General features: G+C 36.8%; 13 protein-coding genes and 1 pseudogene. All 14 read left to right on the top strand.

Features of this window, described 5'->3' with window-relative positions; genetic code table 11:
- Positions 1–242 precede the first annotated feature (242 nt).
- The 14 genes and pseudogenes from F594_RS09580 to ltrA all read left to right on the top strand — a co-directional run bounded on the left by F594_RS09580 (position 243) and on the right by ltrA (position 20,977).
- A complete protein-coding gene (locus F594_RS09580) occupies positions 243–389 on the top strand; it encodes a Maff2 family mobile element protein (RefSeq protein WP_000504426.1) in 147 nt (48 codons plus the stop codon).
- 19 nt (positions 390–408) lie between these two features.
- Positions 409–1,272: a VirB6/TrbL-like conjugal transfer protein, CD1112 family gene (locus F594_RS0108865; RefSeq protein WP_000466907.1), complete on the top strand. Its 864-nt coding sequence runs from the start codon at positions 409–411 to the stop codon at positions 1,270–1,272.
- A gap of 17 nt (positions 1,273–1,289) precedes the next feature.
- Complete coding sequence (locus tag F594_RS0108870; RefSeq protein ID WP_000595841.1) at positions 1,290–1,553, top strand: hypothetical protein; 264 nt, start codon at positions 1,290–1,292, stop codon at positions 1,551–1,553.
- A gap of 3 nt (positions 1,554–1,556) precedes the next feature.
- A complete protein-coding gene (locus F594_RS0108875; protein ID WP_000332203.1) occupies positions 1,557–1,946 on the top strand; it encodes a PrgI family protein in 390 nt (129 codons plus the stop codon).
- The gene (locus F594_RS0108880) at positions 1,858–4,287 is read left to right on the top strand and encodes a VirB4-like conjugal transfer ATPase, CD1110 family (RefSeq protein WP_019035335.1); all 2,430 of its coding nucleotides are present in this window, start codon (positions 1,858–1,860) and stop codon (positions 4,285–4,287) included. Before F594_RS0108875 ends, F594_RS0108880 begins: the two co-directional genes overlap by 89 nt.
- Before the next feature lie 3 nt (positions 4,288–4,290).
- On the top strand, positions 4,291–6,423 hold the full coding sequence (locus tag F594_RS0108885; RefSeq protein ID WP_000516790.1) for a CHAP domain-containing protein: 2,133 nt from the start codon (positions 4,291–4,293) through the stop codon (positions 6,421–6,423).
- An 11-nt stretch (positions 6,424–6,434) separates the two neighbouring features.
- Positions 6,435–6,674 carry a hypothetical protein gene (locus F594_RS0108890; RefSeq protein ID WP_000817944.1) on the top strand — a complete coding sequence of 80 codons (240 nt, stop codon included), beginning with the start codon at positions 6,435–6,437 and terminating at the stop codon, positions 6,672–6,674.
- A complete protein-coding gene (locus F594_RS0108895) occupies positions 6,649–8,193 on the top strand; it encodes a CD1107 family mobile element protein (RefSeq protein WP_000858450.1) in 1,545 nt (514 codons plus the stop codon). Before F594_RS0108890 ends, F594_RS0108895 begins: the two co-directional genes overlap by 26 nt.
- Before the next feature lie 94 nt (positions 8,194–8,287).
- Positions 8,288–10,000: a DNA topoisomerase 3 gene (locus F594_RS0108900; RefSeq protein ID WP_007391818.1), complete on the top strand. Its 1,713-nt coding sequence runs from the start codon at positions 8,288–8,290 to the stop codon at positions 9,998–10,000.
- Between the two features lie 80 nt (positions 10,001–10,080).
- A complete protein-coding gene (locus tag F594_RS0108905) occupies positions 10,081–10,260 on the top strand; it encodes an AbrB/MazE/SpoVT family DNA-binding domain-containing protein (protein ID WP_000389423.1) in 180 nt (59 codons plus the stop codon).
- Between the two features lie 28 nt (positions 10,261–10,288).
- Positions 10,289–11,320, top strand: a complete 1,032-nt coding sequence (locus F594_RS0108910; protein ID WP_001030694.1) for a PDDEXK nuclease domain-containing protein — start codon at positions 10,289–10,291, stop codon at positions 11,318–11,320.
- Positions 11,321–11,401: 81 nt separating this feature from the next.
- Positions 11,402–18,730, top strand: a pseudogene (locus F594_RS0108915) (helicase-related protein); the annotation flags it as partial.
- Positions 18,731–19,081: 351 nt separating this feature from the next.
- A complete protein-coding gene (locus F594_RS09695) occupies positions 19,082–19,237 on the top strand; it encodes a hypothetical protein (protein WP_155802180.1) in 156 nt (51 codons plus the stop codon).
- 69 nt (positions 19,238–19,306) lie between these two features.
- Positions 19,307–20,977: a group II intron reverse transcriptase/maturase gene (gene ltrA / locus F594_RS0108925; protein ID WP_019034340.1), complete on the top strand. Its 1,671-nt coding sequence runs from the start codon at positions 19,307–19,309 to the stop codon at positions 20,975–20,977.
- The last annotated feature ends 99 nt before the right edge of the window (positions 20,978–21,076 follow it).

Genomic DNA, 21,076 nt, shown 5'->3' on the forward strand with positions numbered 1-21,076 from the left:
CAGAAGCAGTTCATATACTCATCCATGCAACAAAAGTAGATACAATCCAAAAATATATAAAAGAGCTTGGGTTAACAGTCAAGCAGATTGAGAAATGTAATAAGCTTAGAAAAATGGCAGAACTGCCACTAATTTAGAGAAAAAAATAATTTGTTACGAAGTGTGTAAGTCTTAGTTAAAACGTGAAAATCTTTCTTGTGATGGAACGCCGTGTGCGGTGAAAGTCGCATGCACGGTGTGAAGTGGGGGAAAATCCGGAGATAACATCAAAGGATTACCTATCACTATCGGGTGCAAAATCTCAAGGTATTAAGCAGCTTATGGCAGGAGGCGGTATTGTCCTTATCGGACTTAAGCTGATTCCGCTACTTGCCAATGTACTCAAGTAAGAAGAAAAGGAGAGCTTAGATGTTTGGAATATTCGACAAGATAGAAGAATTTTTTAAGGAACTTCTACTGGGCGGTATCCAAGCAAACTTAGAGTCCATGTTTCTTGACATCAACGATAAAGTTGGTGCAGTTGCAACAGATGTAGGAAAAACTCCCATGGGGTGGAACGGAGATGTATTTGCCTTTATCAAAAGCATTAACGATTCCGTCATTATTCCCATAGCGGGACTAATCATCACAGCAGTCCTTTGTATTGAGCTTATCAATATGGTAATGCAAAAGAACAATATGCACGATACAGATACCTTTGAATTTTTTAAGTACATCATCAAGATGTGGATTGCTGTATGGTTAGTATCTCATGCTTTTGAGTTTTCAATGGCAGTCTTTGATGTGGCACAACATATGGTAAATAAGGCGGCAGGGGTGATAAATACCTCTGCCACCGTTTCCGGAGATCAGATAGTGGCAATGATGGATACCTTAAAAGAAAAGGGGCTTGGAGAGCTTGTCATGATTCTCTTTGAAACCTCACTCATAAAGGTTGCCATAGAGGTAATTTCCATTGTAATCATGCTTGTGGTTTACGGAAGAATGTTTGAGATTTATGTTTACTCATCGGTTTCAGCCATTCCATTTGCCACAATGGGAAACAAAGAGTGGGGACAAATTGGAACAAACTATATCAAAGGACTATTTGCACTTGGGCTACAAGGACTCTTTTTAATGGTTTGTCTTGGAATATACGCAGTATTAGTTAAGACAATACAGATAACAGATATACACACAAGTACCATGACGATACTTGGATATGCGGTTTTGCTGGGGTTAATGATGCTAAAGAGCGGAACTCTGGCCAAAAGCGTATTAAATGCACACTAACAGAAAGGAAGGATAGGATGATCAAAAGAAAAACAGTATTTACATCAGTAGTAATCGGAGCAGGTGTTATAGCGGTGATTGATAGAATCAAACTTTTTAGCAAGATTAATGACTTGGAAGAAAGAACAAAAGACATCGGTCGCTGCCATAATGACTTTTGTATTTTGCAGGAAAGATATAACAAAAATACAGATAAACAGATAGAAAGCATTCAGGAAGAAATCGGCTCTGTATATGAACACATGGCGGAGCTTTCAAAAGAAAAAGAAGATGGGAGGTAAGTTATGGCGTATGTACCAATCCCAAAAGACCTAAAGAAGGTAAAAACAAAGGTAGCTTTTAACTTAACCAAAAGGCAGATGATAGGTTTCACACTCGCAGGACTGGTAGGACTACCAGTCTATTTATTTATGCGAAAGGTTGTTCCAAATGATATAGCCGTCATATTTCTCATTGTGTCCACACTCCCTATATTTTTCATCACTCTTTTTGAAAAGGACGGACTGACATTTGAGAAATATTTTAAATATATTTACCTTCATAAGTTTTATCAACCACAAAAAAGAGTGAGAAAGGAGGTTTACCTTGAAAGACAAAAGAAAGATTCAGCAGGTAAAGTTAGAACAAAACAAAAAGATGTTAAGAAGTCAAAGACAGGACTTAAAGCAAAATAAGGGAAAATCTAAAAAAGATAAAGGCGGGCTACTTGACCTTATTTTTAGAAAAGAACCAAAAAGATATACTGTCGAAGATACCATTCCCTATCATAGACTCTTAAAAAGTGGTATATGTCAGCTTGACGAAAAGCACTTTAGTAAAAGCATAGCCTTTCAGGATATTAACTACCAACTTGCTTTAGATGAAGATAGGGATCTTATTTTTAATCAGTTTGCAAATTTTCTAAACTCCTTTGATCCAAGTATCAGTATTGAGTTTTCATATATCAATCAACTTGGACGAAACGAAGAAATGAAGTCGGCAATTCAGATACCAGATAAAAAGGACGGTTTTGACGATATACGTCTTGAGTTTAGAGAGATGCTTAAAAGTCAGATTGTAAAGGGAAATAATGGACTGAAAAAATCAAAGTATGTAACCTTTACAGTAGAAGCGGATAATTTAGAGCAGGCAACATCAAAACTTGAAAGACTGGAGATAGATATATTATCTAATCTAAAGAGTATGGGAGTTCGTGCGGAAAGTTTAAGTGGGGAAGAAAGACTCAAGATTCTTCACGATATATTAAATCCCAATAAGACCTTTGAGTTTTCATACAAAAATTTGAGGAAAAGGGAAAGCACTAAAACATACATTGTACCTGATGAATTTAACTTCACGCCTTCAAGGTACTTTAAGTTTGGAAAATTTATCGGGGCAGTCAGCCATTTTCAAATTCTTGCCAGCGAGCTTTCAGACCGTATGCTTGCCGAGTTTTTGGATATTGATGATAACATCAATATTTCCTTTCATATTAAGGCAATCGACCAATCGGAAGCTATTAAAATGGTAAAGAGAAAAAATACCGATATTGACAAGATGAAAATTGAGGAAAATAAGAAAGCGGTAAGAAGCGGTTATGATATGGACATTCTTCCATCGGACTTAATCACCTATGGAGAAGATGTAAAGAGTCTCTTAAAAGATTTGCAGACAAGAGATGAACGAATGTTTGTGGTAAGTATCGTCTTTATGAACTTTGCAAAAACGGTGCAAAAGCTTGATAACACAATCTCTCAGATAAGTTCCATTGCAAATAAGCATAACTGCAAGCTGAAAAGACTTGACCATACGCAAGAACAAGGACTTATCAGCGTGCTACCTCTTGGCGTAAACAAGATTGAGATAGATAGAGGACTAACCTCATCATCTACGGCAGTTTTTATGCCCTTTACCACAGAGGAGCTTTTTATCAATTCAAGTAACAGTCTTTATTACGGACTAAATGCCTTAAGCCATAACCTGATTATGGCAGATAGGAAAAAACTCAAAAATCCAAACGGTCTAATCCTCGGAACTCCTGGAAGTGGTAAATACTTTAGTGCTAAAAGAGAAATGGCAAATGCAATTTTAGTAACGGACGATGATGTGATTATCTGCGATCCAGAAGGAGAGTATGGAAACCTTGTAAGACAATTTAATGGAGAAGTCATTAAAGTCAGCAGTAAGTCCAAAGATTACCTGAATCCCCTTGATATAAATATGAACTATGGCGATGGGGATGCGCCACTGAAAGACAAAGCAAACTTCATTATGAGTATGCTGGAGCTTGTAGTAGGCGGCAGTGGTCTTACGGCAGAAGAAAAGTCCGTTATAGACAGGTGCTTACCTAAGATTTACGAAAAGTATTTTGATAATCCAACTCCTGACAATATGCCAATACTGCAAGACCTATACGATATGTTAAAAGGACAGGAAGAAAAGGTCGGTAAAAAGCTGGCAACGGAGATGGAAATCTATGTATCAGGTTCCCTTAATGTTTTTAATCACAGGTCAAATGTGGACTTAAATAAGAAACTCCTGTGCTTTGATATTAAAGAGCTTGGAAGTCAGCTAAAGAAAATAGGAATGCTTGTTATACAGGATCAGGTGTGGAATAAAGTATCTCAAAATAGAGGAAGCAAGGCTACAAGGTACTATATCGACGAGTTCCACTTGCTGCTAAAAGATGAACAGACAGCATCGTATTCGGTAGAGATTTGGAAAAGATTTCGTAAGTGGGGAGGTATCCCTACGGGTATTACGCAAAATGTCAAAGACCTACTTATGAGTAAGGAAATTGAAAATATCTTTGATAATACCGACTTTGTCTTAATGCTAAATCAAGCGTCAGGAGACAGAGAAATTTTAGCAAGAAAACTTAAAATCTCACTTCCTCAGCTTAGATATGTTACCAACTCAAATGAGGGCGAGGGATTACTGTTCTTTGGAAATACCATTGTTCCTTTCCTTGATAAGTTCCCGAAAGATACAATTCTCTATCAGAAGATGACTACCAAGCCTGAAGAAGTGAGGTAGCCTATGGGGAAAAAGCTGAAAAAGGATTTTAGGGAAAGGCATAAGGCAAGTCTTGAAAGAGAAATGATCCATAGTGAAACATTCACTACATCTGAAGAAAGTAAGCTAAAGCACAACGATGATTACAGAGGAAAAATCGTCCATGACAAAGACAGATTTCAGGACAAGGTTCATAAGAAAATAAACAAGGTAAGTTCTGATAATGAAAAGGCTTATGGAACATCCAAGAGAAATGCAAGATATAGAGCTTCTGATAAGGATAGTATAGCTGCTGTAAGTGAAACAGGAAGATCGGATTATATTACGGAGGTAAAGGATGGAAAAATCTATGATCCTTTAGGAAAAGACCTTGATAATGACGGGATTATAGACAGATACGATAATGACTTTAGGGACAGCGACTACTTTGAATCGACCTATGATGTGGATGATAATCTCCATAAAAAAGATGAGTTTTTTGGAAGTTCCTCTATAACTCATGAGGCTAAAAAGAGAAAGTATAAGAGGAAAAACTACACCGAAAGCCTTTATACAAGAAAAAAAGAAGATGTGTCAAAGGGAAATAAATCTGAAGGTAAAAAGACTGGAAAAGATGCTGCAAGCGAAAAAGTTTATAGTAGCCTTTCTAAAGAGCAGAGGAAAAAGCTAAAGAAAGATATGGTAAAGGTATCTGCCCTTTCAGGACTTGCCAAAGGAAGTGAAACCGTAAGGGATTATCTTTCTCATGGAAGTGATGAAAATAAAGGGGTAGAGGCAGGAGAAAAGACAGCGGACGCAAGCTCGAAACTCATTCATGGCATAAAGAAATATTCTGATAAGAAAAAGGCGAAGAAAGGATACGATCTTACAAATAAGGATTATAAAATCAGGAAGCGAAAATCGAAGCTTGAATTTCGTGATGCCAAAGAGAACCTGAAAAAGACGAATGAATATAAAAGAGCAAATGCCTATAAAAGATTTCAAAAGAAAAATCAGGTAAAGGCAGCCATTCGTCGTGAGAATAAGTCAAGGCTCAGAGATCGGATTAAAGAAAACCTCATTGGCTCGTTGAAAGGCTCAAAGAGATTTATATTAAGAAAAGCAAAGGGACTTATGATTATTTTCATAGGTCTTATTATTTTGGGAACTTTCTTTATCAACTTTGCAGGAACGGGAATGACAGGCTTTATGAACTCCACAAGTTCTATTCTTACAACAAGCTATTTGTCAAAGCCAAATGTCCTAAATGAAATCAATCAGAGCTTTTCTGCTATGGAGAGTGAGCTTCAAAATGAGGTTGATCATGTCAAAAATAACTATCCCGGCTATGACGAGTACATCTTAAATAATACAGAGTATATTGGTCATAATGTCCATGAGCTTTTATCCTATATTACATCAAGATGTGGAGAGGTAAAGAGTGTATCGGAAGTAGAATCCATATTAAAAGAATTGTTTGAGTCCATGTATGACCTTGAATATAGGGAAGAAGTTGAAATCAGATACAGGACAGTTACAGACACCTATACCGATGAAGATGGCAACGAATATACCGAAAGTCATGAAGAACCTTATGAGTATAAAAAGCTCATTGTAACGCTGCATAAAAAAGAGATGGACAGCATTATCCGAAAGGTCTTTGCTGATTATCCCGATAACTTAAAGCACTATGAAGCCTTATTCCTTGCACAAGGAAATATGGGAGAAGCCTTTGGAAATTCTGACCTTATCAGTGCAAATGGTGGCGTAGGTGGTGGAGTTGAGTATGAAGCATCAAGTGAAGTTCAAAAGAAGATTGTTAATGCTGCATACATCACGCCATCTCCGGGTGCAGGCTGGTGTGCCATGTGGGTTTCACAGGTCTATCAAAATGCAGGTCTTGGATATATTGGCGGAAATGCCTGCGATATGTACAGAAACTATACTTTTACATCAGACAGGTCAAAACTCAAGGTGGGAATGCTTGTAGCGGTGGAAAGCAGTAGTAGTGGAAGCACAGCAGGACTTACCTATGGTCATGTAGGAATTTATATTGGAGATGGTAAAGTTATGGATAATATTGGACGAATAAGAGTAACCACTTTAGACAATTGGATTGCGTCTTTCTGCAAGCATCATCCCGTAGGATTTGGATTCCCACCAAACGTAAAGAAATAGGAGGTAACAATGTGAAACGAGAATTAACGGTAGTGAAAAACAAAATAAAGAAGTTGAAGGATAAAAAGGCTTTGATTGATGAAGAATTGGAGCCTTTATTTATTCGTGAAGAAGAACTTGAAAACGAAGAAATCATTGCCATTTGCAGAAAGAACAACATTACAATCAGTGATTTGATGGCAAAGGTAAACAGACAAAGAGTAGAAATGAAAAAGGAGAAGTCAAATGAAAACCAGTTGGAAAAAGAATAAGAAGTTTTGGACAGCAGCACTTGCAGTCGTTGTAAGTATAAGCTGCCTTTTGGGTCTTTGGACAGTTGTTTATGCTCATGAGCAAAGCTTAACGGAAGCACCTACAAGCGATAAAGCTGTCCAAACACAAGTGGAAGTAAATGTAAAGTATATCTTTGAAGATGAAAAAGTTTATAAGGAAGAAAAGATAAAGGCTGAGAAAGGACAGCTTCTTGACAGCGGTGATCTGCCGATGCTCCCTGATAATATGAAATTTATTGATGAGTTTCTATTTTATGAAGTAAAAGGCGATGGAAATGATGAAATTATCCGAAAGGTAGCAAAGACTGAGGCTAAAGATAAAGAGACTCAGACAGAAGAAGAAAAGCCGAAACAGGATGAAAGCTCGCAGACGAAAACTCCAAAGACGGAAGATAAATCAACGCAGACAGAGCTTTCTAAAAATGATATTTTCAAAATGGAAAAAGATGCTAAGGAGCTTCAGGAAAAACTTGATAAGTTAAATAGCGAAATGAAGGATAAAGACAAATTAAGCGATAATCAGAAAGAAAAAATCAAAGAACTTGAAGCCCAGATTGAAAGCTTGAAAGAAAAAATGAAAAAAGATAAGGAAAATAGGGACTTATCAGAAGAAATGAAGAAGGAAATGGATAAGCTGAATAAAAAGATTAAAGAGCTTGAGGAAAAGGCAAATGAAGCAAACAAGGCTCCCGTAATATCTAATCCGCCTGCACTGAACAGTCCTATTTCCGGAATTAAGAAAAACTCAGGCATTTCAAATCAAACACCTGTAAACAATACAGGAAAAAGCACAACTACACAGGCGAGTTCAGAAAATACTGTAAAAGATACAAGTAATTCTGAAACGAAAGAGAAAGATATTCGCTATCCTAATAAGCTGACACCGAAAGCTCCTGCCAATAACAATCAGGATTCATCTATGGACGGGACAAGTAAGACTGTAAATACCAATAAGGGAGTAGCTTCTGCTCCGTCAAAGGCAAGAGGAACCGTTACGGAAAATAAGGACAATGCGAATAAGGACTATCCAATTCATCACGGGGATAGCGGTGATAACAAAGAAACAGATCTGTATTCTGCTGATGCAAGACAGTTTATTACCTTTCAAACGAAAAACGGTAAGACCTTCCATCTCATCATCAACCACGATGAGACACAAGAAAATGTAATGCTTTTAACGGAAGTATCTGAAGATGATCTTCTAAATATGGTTGAAAAGAAAGAAGCTCCGAAGCAGGAGATTAGCAAAGAGGAGCCAACTAAGGAAGAAGTAAAGCCTGAGAAAAAAGAAGAAAAGAGTAATTTAGGAACATATATTATTCTGCTTCTTGTTATAGGCGGAGCATTAGGAGCAGGTTATTACTTTAAGGTCGTAAAAAAGAAAGAGGATAAGGAGCTTGAATCATTAGAGGAAGAAGATGATGATTTCTTTTCGGAAGCAGAAAGTGAGCAAGAAATAGGAGAAGCAGAAGAAACAGAAGCTTATGATGAAGAATAAATGCATCTTAAAATATATTGTTATGGGTGCAAACGCAGGGCGGGAGAGTAAAATCTTTCGCCCTTTTACAATGAAAGCAGGAGGAAAAATATACATGGAACATATACTTGTGATAGCAGAAAAACCGAGTGTAGCTATATCAATTGCAAAGGTAATAGGAGCTACAAAAAAGAAAGATGGATACTATGAGGGAAATGGATATAAGGTATCTTGGTGCGTAGGCCATCTAATTCAGATGGCAAATCCGGACGCTTATGATGAAAAATACGCTAAGTGGAATATATCGGATTTGCCGATTATTCCGAAGCAGTACAAATTTGAAGTGGCAAAGGCTACAAAAAAGCAGTTTAATATCCTTAAAAAACTGATGAATGATAAGGAGATTGATACAGTTATCAATGCGTGCGATGCGGGAAGAGAAGGAGAAAGTATTTTTCGACTGGTATATAACGAAGCTAAATGCAAAAAGAAAATGCAGCGTCTTTGGATTTCGTCAATGGAAGATAGTGCTATCAAAGAGGGATTTTCCAATCTAAAGAATGGCAAAGATTACGATAAGCTCTTTGAATCGGCACAGGCAAGAGCTATTGCAGACTGGCTTGTCGGAATGAATATCAGTAGGCTATATTCTTGCCTGTATAAGCAAAATTACAGTGTCGGGAGAGTGCAAACCCCAACGCTTTACATGATTGTAAAAAGAGATGAAGAAATAAATAATTTTAAGAAAGAAAAATACTACACCGTAGAGCTTTCTATGAACGGCTTTACATTATCGACAGACAAAATTGGTGATGAAATAACCGCAGAGCAGCTTATTAATTTAATAGGCGATAATATTGAAATAACTGATGTCATTCAAAAAGAAAAGATTACAAAGCCGGATTTACCCTTTGATCTAACAACACTTCAAAGAGAGTGTAATAAATATTTTGGATATTCAGCAAAGCAGACGCTTGATTATGCTCAAAGCCTGTATGAAAAGAAACTAATTACCTATCCAAGAACAGACAGCAGATGCTTAACGGAAGATATGATTGTAAGTACGGTCAATAACATTTTAGGAAAAAATGATTTTGATACAGAGCGTATCAAGACGGTATTTAACTCAAAAAATGTTACGGATCATCACGCTATTATTCCGACAGTAAGCTCGTTAAGTGAAGATTTATCGAGTATCCCTGATAGTGAAGCGAAGGTATATAGGCTTATTTCTAATAAGCTTCACGCAAGTGTAGGCTATCCATTAGTCGAAAACACAACAAAGATTGTAGCTGAATTTGACGGATTTGAATTTACAAGTTCAGGAAGGGTAATTAGAGACGAGGGCTTTAGCAAATACCTTAAAGAATACAAGTCCAAGAAGAATGAGTTCATAGAGCTTCCTGATGTAAGTATCGGTGATGTTTTAAGTATTGAAAATAAAGAGATTAAAGAAAAATTTACTCAACCACCGAAACACTTCACTGAAGATACGCTTCTAAAGTCTATGGAGATTGCAGGAAATGAAGCCTTAGAAAAAGGTGTAGAAGTGGAAAGAAAGGGACTTGGAACACCTGCAACAAGGGCAGGAATTATTGAAAACTTAATCTATAAGGGTTTTGTCGAAAGAGATAAGAAAAATTTGATTGCCACGCATAAGGGGATCAGCCTTGTAACAATAGTATCCGATACCTTTAAGTCAGCGGAAACAACTGCAAAGTGGGAAATGGAATTAGCGGATATTGCCAAAGGGAAATCTTCAAAGGAAGAATTTTTAGAAGCAATTGAAAATGAAATAAAAGAGGTTGTTCTGACATATAGTAAGTAAGAGATAACTAATTCAGAGTGGAAAAAATACTCCAAAAGTGCTATAATTTTGTAGGAAAAGTAGGGCGAAAGGAAGTAAATATGGAAGATATATTTATGGATACTGCAAAAGTTATGGCAAAAGGACAGGTTACTATTCCGAAAAGGATAAGGGAACTTTTAAATTTAGAAAATGGAGATTATGTTACTTTTGTAGTTAATAAAGATAAAGTGCAAATTCAAAATTCTAAGGCTTTTATTGAAGAAAACATTAAAAAATAACAGCACGTTTTTAGAGGTAGGTGAAACAATGAATAAGGATAAGATGGTATTGCAGAATACAGATATTGGAAAAGATAATCATCAGTTTGATGATATTGTTAAGATTGTCGAAAGTGCAAAGGATCGTGCTTATAGAAAAGTCAATGAAGAATTGATTTTGATGTATCAGGAAGTGGGAAAGTATATAAGTGAGAAAAGTAAAGAAGCAGGTTATGGGTCAAATTTTGTGGAAAATGTTGCCGATTTTTTCTCTGAAAATTATCCTGATTTAAAAGGATTTACCCGTAGGGGGCTTTATAGAATGAGGCAATTCTATGAGCTATATAAGGATGATGAAAAAGTGTCAACGTTGTTGACACAATTGAGCTGGTCTAATCATTTGAAAATAATGTCAGGATCTAAAAGTAAAGAAGAAAGAGAATTCTACATTAACTTAGCAATTAAGGAGAATCTAACTCACCGAGAGTTGGTAAGGCAGATGGACAGTGGCTATTATGAACGTTATATGCTTTCAAATAGTAACGATTTGCCTGCTATACAAAGGGCAAAACAAGAGACGCATAATTTGTTTATGGACAGTTATGTTTTAGAATTTCTTGATGCTCCCAAGATTGGAAATGAAAGAGAATTTCAGAAGTCAATTCTCCAGAATCTGAAGAACTTTATTTTAGAGATTGGGAAAGATTTTTCCTTTATAGGTAATGAGTATAGGGTACAGGTTGGCAATCATGATTACTATGTAGATTTGTTGTTCTATCATAGGGGACTATCTTGTTTAGTTGCATTTGAATTAAAAATTGGAGAGTTTAAGCCGGAATATATCGGAAAAATGAACCTGTATTTAGAAGCACTGGATAGAGAAGTAAAGAAACAAACTGAAAATCCAAGCGTAGGAGTAATCCTTTGTGCTTCAAAAGATGATGAGGTAGTAGAATTTGCATTAAGTAGAAGTCTTTCGCCTACAATGGTATCGGAGTATACATTAAAACTGATAGATAAGAATTTGTTGCAACGAAAATTAAAAGAATATGTAGATATTGCGGAAGAAACAAACGAATAAAATTTAATAATATAATGCGTAAAAGGTGATTAGAGTAAAATCTAACCGCCTTTTTTGTTTGGAAAAACGAAGGAGGTAAAAATGCGAATAAATGATTTTCATAACATTTTGGAGCTTATAAAACAAGATGTGCTTCATAGTGAAGCAGAGTATCTGAAGCTCTTAAAGGTTGTCGGAAACAATCAAAGATATGACTTTAGAAGTCAATTAAGTATCTATGATAAAAATCCTGAAGCAATAGCTTGTGCCAAGTTTGACTACTGGAGGGAACGTTTTAATAGAACAGTAATGCGAGGACAGAAAGGTATCCCCATTTTAGAGGACTATGGCACATTCAAGAAAGTGGACTATATTTTTGATATAGGTCAGACAGTTTCAAGAAACAGAGATGTCAACGAAGTAAATCTTTGGAAGTTTGACAAAGAAAATCATCAAGATGTGTTAAAGGAAATGATAAAAAGCGAGGGCTATGAGGAAAGTAAAAGCACACTTGAAAACATCTTTTCTTTAAGCAGACTCTACGGTGATGAAAAAATAGATACCTTAATGAATGAACTTAGAATAGCGGATGAGGATAGAATATCCTTTACAAAGTTTGTAAGGGACTCGGTAAGCTATGCGGTAGCATCAAGATTTAAGTTAGATTATTCGATAGATTATGAGCTTTTAAGAGAGAATTTTCAAAGACTTGACAGCATATCTCTAATGAGTCTTGGTGAAAGCGTATCGGATATTAGCGGAAAGATTATTGATGCGACCATTCAAAAAAGCAAAGAACTTGAGCTGCAAAAAGAAGTTTTAAGAGGAAAAGAAGCGGGATATAATAAGATTAAAGAAGAATTGGAGGAGGTAGAAGAATATGTACTTCGACGAGATGATCAGGGAAGAAATGAAAACGGGCGAGTTCTCCGAAATGGAGAGTACAGACGAGATAATAGAGAAAATCAGGGAGAATACGCTAAACAGCTTGGAGGAAGAGACGGACTTCATAAGGAAGTATCCAAATCCGACCTACGCAGTGATGAGGCTGGAGTTTCTTTCACAGAGCGAGGAGCAGAGCAACTTCGAGATGTTAGTAGATCTATACAAGGAGAAGAAGTTGACAGGACACCTGATGGACATTCAGAAACAGGCGATAGAGTTTATGAGAAGAGAGAAGCCGAAGCTGATGGCAGCTTGGAAGATAGAGGGAGAGAGCAATCCACAGTACAAAGCAATGATTTCAGCTTTGAAAGAGATGACGATCAAGGAAATAGTAGAAGGTTAAGAGAAAATATTGATGTAGAGATAAGAGAAGCTGAAAAGGCTTCTTTTTCTTTACCAGAAAACTCCTATGGACAGACACGCCTTACGATTCCGCTAACTGAGAATGATATAGATACCGTCCTTATTAACGGAGGAAATCACGATGGCGGCAGACTTCCTGTTATTGCTGAGTTTTCCAAAGAAAAAACAGTAGAAGAATTGGGAGAATACCTCAAAGATACCTTTAAAGGCGGAAACGGGTTTTACATTGATGAAAGAGAAGTATCTTCCTGGTATTCGGATAAAGGCATTCATTTAGCCTATGGAACTTCTGCAAGAGAAGATGATACGCAGGTCTTAAACTGGAATGATGCTGCAAAGAGGATAAATGAACTTCTTAATAGTGGGGAATTTGCTACAAATGTAGAGCTTTTTGAAGCTCTTGATTATGAAAGAGATCGGATTTCAGAATCTCTATGGTATCTATCTCATGATTTAAGTGAAGAAGGAAAAGAGCAAGGATATTTTGAACTTTTTGAAAGAGGTGGGGGCTTTTCGGAAGAAACAAAAAGATTATCTGAAGCATTAAAAAATCCTGAGTATCTGAAAGAAACAATCAGAGAATATGACAGATTTATAGCAGGATATAAAGAAAATAGGAATGTACTAAGGTTTCACTATCACAAGGTAGATAGCCTTTATCAGAAATTACAGGAACTTGAGCTGCCACGAAAGGAATATAGCACCAATTTGACAGAACTTCCGAAGGTAAAGTCCTTTATTACAGAAGATGAAGTCCTTGAAAGTCTTTCAAGAGGAAGTGGCGTTGATAGAGGAAAAGAACGAATCACCAAGTTTTTTAAAGAAAATCATACGCTTCAGGAAAAAGCGAATTTCTTAAAAGACGAATATGGAATTGGAGGACATTCCCATGCTGTTTCCGGAGCAATGGGAAGTGATGAATGGCACGATGCTAAGGGACTTAAATTACAGAAAAATGATTGTAATGATGTGTTTCTTACTTGGACAAGTGTTGCAAAGCATATCGACGAGCTGTTTTCTAAAAATCTTTATCTTGAAGAAAAGGAAACAGAAAACAAGTCAAAGATTGAAGAACCACAATATTATTCCAAAGATGCTCCTGAAAACTTAATGACCGATGAAATGCTTGAAAGAGTGCCGGAGCTTTACGCACAGGAGGATGTAGCATTAGCGGATAAAGAGGTTCATGCTGCATATATCATTCCTTTCCGTTCTAATTGGACTTGGTATATGACGGAATATGACAGGGAAAGTGGCGATGCCTTTGGACTGGTACTTGGGATTGAACCTGAATGGGGATATTTTAATCTTGAAGAACTAAAGGAATTAAATGCCCAAAGGCTTATTTTAGAAGGTTTTCCAAAGACCTTTAGAGAGCTGAAAGATACAGAACTTAAAAAGCAGATGGATGAGCAGGAGCTTCAGTCTGTCTTTAATGGAGAACTTAGCTTTGTAGAAGAAGAACTTGAAGCACCTGAAGAAACAGAAGAAGTTAGAAGGGCTGACACAGTTCAAGCTACCTTATTTGATTACCTCAAAGAAAGAGAAGAAGTAGAACTGAATAAAAAAGAGGAAATCCCTTTAGAGGATTTTGCAGTTAAAGCAGGTGATACCGTCTACTTTCATCATGAAGAATACAAAGTCAGAGAAATTTCTAAAAATGAAATCACAGGAAAAAATGACTTGTGGCTTGATCCTGTAAGGCAAGGCAATCATCAAATTCCGATTGTAGCCTTTACAGATAATGAGGATCTTATGAAGCAGATAAGCCTTGAAAGACCGAACTTTATTGTCGGAGATGAAGTCAAATACAAGGATAAAGACTATACCATCACACGCTTTGATGATATGGGAAATAACCTAAAGACGGTAACGGTTAAGGACAATACAGAATATCTTGGCGGTATGATAACAGGCTCCGATGTGATTCCTTATCGTCTGGAAGGCGACCTTGAGAGGGTATTTCAAAATCAAACATATAAACATCCAGAGCAGACTACTGAAGAAGTAGAAATAAAGAAAGCAGAAGCTCATAACTTCAAAATTAAAGAAGAAACGCTACCTGACAAGTTATCTCCAAGTGAGAGATTAAACAATAACCTTGAAGCAATCTCGATGTTAAATCGAATTGAAAGAGGTGAGAGAGATTTAGATATTACCGCTCAGAAAGTTTTAGCAAGGTATGTTGGCTGGGGAGGACTTGCTGATGTATTCGATGAAGAAAAAGGCGGACAGTGGAAAGAAGTAAGGAGCTTTCTAAAAGAGAACTTATCGCAGGCAGAATATGAAGCTGCAAGAGAATCTACTTTAACGAGCTTTTACACACCGAAAACAGTGATTGACGGAGTGTATAAGACACTTTTGGATATGGGATTTAAACAGGGAAACATTTTAGAGCCAAGTATGGGAATAGGGAACTTTATAGGCAATATCCCTGATGAAATGAACAAGTCTAAGTTTTATGGTGTAGAGCTTGACTCAGTAAGCGGTCGAATTGGAAAACTCTTATACCCTGAAAGTGATATACAGATTAAGGGGCTTGAAGAAACTTCCTTTTCAAATAACTTCTTTGATGCGATTATCGGCAATGTACCCTTTGGAGAATATAAGGTAAATGACAGGGAGTATAACAAAAATAACTTCCTTATCCATGATTATTTCTTTGCCAAGTCCATTGATAAAGTAAGAAACGGAGGTATTATTGCCTTTATTACATCAAGCGGAACGATGGATAAAAAGGACGAAAGTGTAAGACGCTACCTTGCAGCAAGAGCAGAGTTTTTAGGAGCGATAAGACTTCCGAACGATACCTTTAAGGGCGTAGCAGGAACAGAAGTAACCTCAGATATTATCTTCCTAAAGAAAAGGGACAGTATCAGAGAAAGGGATGAGGATTGGATTCACCTTGCTGAAGATGAAAACGGGCTTTTATATAACAAATACTTTGTTGATCATCCTGAACAGGTGCTTGGTTCTATGGAAGAAATATCCGGAAGATTTGGGAATACAATAGCTTGCCTGCCAAAAGAAAACACAGACTTAAAGGAGCTACTGACAAAAGCAAGCGAAGAAATCGCTAAAAATGCTAATTATGAAGAAATAGAGCTACTTGATGATGAAATCAGCACAATACCCGCAACGGACGATGTCAAGAATTTCTCCTACACCATTATTGATGATGAAGTTTATTACAGAGAAAACTCCCTGTTTGTAAAGAAAGAAGTAACGGATAAAAACAAGGAAAAGATTAAGGACTATCTTGAGTTAAATGCTGCCTTAAAGGACGTTATTTACAAACAGAAAGAAGATTTTTCAGATGATGAAGTAAAGAAAGCTCAGGAAAAACTAAATGAAATTTATGACAGCTTTTCTAAGAAGCATGGATATGTCAACAACCTTTCTAATACCAGAGCCTTAAAAGAGGATAGCAACTTCCCGCTTGTTTCTTCCATTGAAATCCTTGATGAAGAAGAAAACTTCAAAGCAAAGGGAGATATTTTCTCCAAGCGAACAATCACAAAGGCGAAGGTTATCGACCATGTAGACACTTCCCTTGAAGCTCTTGTTTTATCGGTATCAGAAAAAGGATATGTGGATTTTGAGTATATGGGAAGCCTTACAGGAAAAGACAGACCGACTTTGATAGAAGAACTTAGAGGGGAAATCTATCTAAACATCAGAGAAGAACAAAACTTTTATAGACCATTGTCTTTTAACCTTGAAGATGGAGATTTACCTTTTGCCTGTGCAAACGGCAGTAATTCATATAAGTACGGCTATGTAACAAAGAATGAGTACCTAAGCGGAAATATCAGAGATAAGATTGCTATTGTAGACAGCTATCTTGCAAAGCTAAGACAAACGGAAAGAGAGTTGCCTCATCTTGGCTATGCGGAAGATGGCAAAGAAAAAGAGCTGATAAGCTATGAGATGAACCGTTTGGAATACCAAAAGGCAGAGCTAATAAAAGTTCTTCCAAAAGAGCTTGAAGCAAGTGAAATCAATGTAAGACTCGGAGCTACTTGGATACCGATTAAGGATATTGAAAAATTCATCTTTGAAACGCTTAAAACTCCGGGATATGCCAAATGGGATATTAAGGTTAAATTTTCAAATCTGACAAGCGAATGGAATGTAGAAGGAAAGAGCAGGGATAGAGGAAATGACCTTGCAGAGATGACTTACGGCACCTCAAGGGTAAATGCCTATAAGCTGATTGAAGATGCTCTAAATTTAAAAGAAACAAAGGTATTTGATCAGATTGTAAATCCGGACGGCTCGAAAACTTCTGTATTAAATAAAAAGGAAACGCTTCTTGCAGGGCAGAAACAGGAGCTTCTAAAAGAAGAATTTAAGAACTGGATATTTAACGATCAGGAAAGAAGAAACCGTCTTGTAAAGATATATAACGAGCGTTTTAACTCTATCCGTAACAGAGAATATGACGGCAGCAAGCTCTCCCTTGAGGGAATGACCACAGAAATTGATTTAAGATCTCATCAAAGAAATGCCATAGCAAGAAGCCTTTATGGAGGAAATACCTTGCTTGCCCATGTGGTAGGTAGTGGTAAGACCTTTGAAATGGTGGCGTCTGCGATGGAAAGTAAAAGGCTTGGAATGTGCAGTAAGTCCTTGTTTGTTGTCCCCAATCACTTAACAGGTCAAATCGGTCGTGAGTTTATGCAGCTATATCCGTCAGCTAACATTATGGTTGCAGATAAGAAAGATTTTGAGCCGAAAAATAGAAAAAGATTTATCGGAAGAATTGCCACAGGAGAGTATGATGCCGTTGTAATCGGGCATACGCAGTTTGAAAAAATTCCGATGAGTAAGGAATATCAGGAAAAGCATATTCAGGATCAGATTGATGAAATTATAAACTATGTAGAAGAATATAAGCATGACAGAAACCAAAACTTTACGGTAAAACAGCTTGAAAAGACAAAGAAGAAACTTGAAACAAGGCTTGAAAAGTTAAACGATGATTTTAAGAAGGATGATGTCATTACCTTTGAAGAATTAGGTGTAGATAAGCTCTTTATTGACGAGGCACATAATTACAAAAATCTATACCTTTACACAAAAATGAGGAATGTAGCAGGTATTGGACAGTCTGAAGCCTTTAAGTCCTCCGATATGTTTATGAAGTGCAGATACATGGATGAAATGACAGGTGGAAAAGGAATTGTCTTTGCCACAGGAACGCCTGTCAGTAACTCGATGACAGAGCTTTATACTATGCAGCGTTATCTTCAGTATGAAAGCCTTAAAAAGAATAATTTGGAGCATTTTGATAGCTGGGCTTCTACTTTTGGTGAAACGCAGTCAGCTTTTGAATTGTCTCCGGAGGGAACAGGGTATAGAGTAAAGACAAGATTTTCCAAGTTCTATAACCTTCCTGAACTAATGTCTATGTTTAAAGAAGTTGCGGATATTCAGACAGCAGATATGCTAAATCTTCCAACACCTGAAGCACACTATGAAGTTATTAAAACTTTGCCAAGTGAGGAGCAAAAGGTAATCCTAAAGAGCTTATCGGAAAGAGCTGATGATGTGAGAAACAGGGTAGTAGAGCCTGACGAAGATAATATGCTGAAGATTACTAATGACGGCAAGAAACTCGCCTTAGATCAGCGTTTAATCAATCCACTGCTTCCGGATAATCCTGACAGCAAGGTCAATGTGTGCGTGAAAAATGTCTTTTCCATTTGGGATAAGACAAAAGAAAATAAGTCCACACAGCTTCTTTTCTCCGATATGTCAACTCCAAAAGGAGATGGAGCGTTTAATATTTACGATGATATTAGAGAAAAACTTGTGGCAATGGGAATACCGAAAGAAGAAATAGCCTTTATCCATGAAGCAAATTCCGATAAGCAAAAGGATGAACTCTTTGCAAAGGTAAGAAAAGGCGAAATTCGTATTTTGATGGGTTCTACACAGAAAATGGGAGCCGGAACGAATGTGCAAAACAAGCTGATTGCACTTCATGATTTAGATGTCCCATGGCGTCCTGCCGACCTTGAGCAGCGTGCGGGCAGAATTGTAAGACAGGGAAATGAAAACAAAGAAGTCAGCATATACAGATATGTAACGGAGAATACCTTTGATGCGTACCTTTGGGTGCGACATGAAGTCGCTTAATTTAACTGTTTGGCATGATGACCAAACCAACTATTCCGTTAGTTGAGCCGAGTATCGACTGCACTTAGGTGTGGTAAGCCGATATTAAAGTAACCCTACTTGAGGTAAAACCGTGAGGAAATACCGAAACTGCCAGCAACAAGGTGGTTAGGGAGCGAGGCTTGATAATATGGCTAACATATGTGAACTACTGATAAATGTCGTTAAGGCGAACAGGCTAAAGTTGCTGATAAGCCTGAACCAAAATGGTGTGTAGTCGGATAATCCTTTCCATAGTGGGATTACACGGACAAAAAGACTACCGGCAGAGAGGTAGAGCCTAAGTTATCAATGTTAATTAAGTGGAACATGGTAAGCCTGTACTATTGCCATAAGGCAAGGCAAATCGTAAGAAATGCTGATAATGGTGCAGGTAAAGGAGAATGGAAAAAGCGAATGCCATCTTGTAATGAGATGGATAGGGGTTCAAAATTTGCCCTAACTTGAAAGAGTGCAGACTTCCATTTGGTTTTTAATCACAAGAGAACTTGTAGAATTTTTGAAAGGAGAAAGCAAATGAACAGTAAAATGTGTGCTACTACTAACAGAGCTAAAGACTGGGAAAGTATAGATTTTTCTCTAGCAGAAAGCTATGTTAAAAAACTACAAATGCGTATTGTGAAAGCGTGGAAAATGAGTAAATACGGAAAGGTAAAATCTTTACAACATTTACTCACAACTTCATTTTATGCAAAAGCCTTGGCTATTAAGAGGGTAACTGAAAATCAAGGCAAGAAAACAAGTGGTGTTGATGGTGAATTATGGCTAACATCACAGGCAAAGTATAAGGCGATAGAAAAGTTAAATTTAAAAGGATATAAACCTAAGCCTCTTAAAAGAGTGTATATACCAAAGAAAAATGGGAAGAAAAGACCTCTCAGCATTCCTACAATGACAGATAGAGCAATGCAAACCCTATATAAATTTGCACTTGAACCCATAGCAGAAACTACTGCTGACCCTAATTCTTATGGATTTAGGGCAAAAAGATGTACACAAGATGCTATCGAGCAGTGTTTTACATCACTTAATAAAAAGAAATCTGCAAAATGGGTACTTGAGGGAGATATAAAAGGTTGTTTTGATAATATAAGTCATGAATGGATATTAAATAATATTCCAATGAACAAGAAATTATTAAAACTTTGGCTTGAGTGTGGATATATAGAAAAACAAAAACTATTTACAACAGAAACAGGAAGTCCCCAAGGCTCGCCAATATCACCTATTATATCCAATATGGTATTAGATGGTTTAGAAAAAGCAATCAAAGAGAAATACCATAGAAGAACAGTAAATAAGAAAACATATTTCCCAAAGGTTAACTTTGTTAGATATGCAGATGATTTCATCGTTACAGGGGAAAGTGCAGAATTGCTTGAAAATGGTGTAAAGCCAATCATTGTAAAATTCTTGGCTGAAAGAGGTTTAGAATTATCAGAGGAAAAGACACTCATAACACATATAAATGACGGTTTTGATTTTCTTGGAGTTAATATTAGGATGTATAAAGATAAGTTGCTTACAAAACCATCTGATAAGAACTTCAAGGCTATTGTTGATAAAATCAGACGAATCATAAAAGATAATCCGTCAATGAAACAAGAAATTTTGATTAGAAAATTAAATCCAATCATTATAGGTTGGGTAAACTATCAGAAATATAATGTTTCATCTAAAGCCTTTGAAAAACTTGATTATGAAATATATAAAAGCTTGTGGACCTGGTGCGTTCGTAGACACCCAAAGAAAGGTAGAAAATGGATAGCTGAGAAATACTTCCATACCATTGGAAATAGAACTTGGACTTTCAGTGTAGCAACTGGCGACAAAATGGAAAATGGTGAGAAATACTATCTTCGTCTTAAATATGCTACAGACACTGATATTAAAAGATTTACCAAGATACAAGCTGAAGCAAATCCATTTGATGAAAATTGGCAAATATACTTTGAAGAAAGAGAAGAGTTAAAAATACGAAACGAACTTAAAGGACGTACAGTTATAAATAGACTGTATAAAATGCAAAATGGAATATGTCCTGTTTGTGGAGAGAAAATAACTATTGATACAGACTTTAGAGTACATCAAACAATTCAAAATAACATTACCCTTAAAACTTTAGTACACCCTTGGTGTCATAGAAAATTGCATATAAATGATGAAGAAAACACGCTGGCTCTTTAATTAGGGCTTATAAAAACTTGAGCCGTGTGAGGGGAAACTCTCATGCACGGTTCTTAGAGGGGAAAGGGATAGTAATATCCCCGACCTACTCGACCAGAC

Source organism: Peptoniphilus lacrimalis DSM 7455 (assembly GCF_000378725.1).
Classification (GTDB): Bacteria; Bacillota; Clostridia; order Tissierellales; family Peptoniphilaceae; genus Peptoniphilus_A; species Peptoniphilus_A lacrimalis.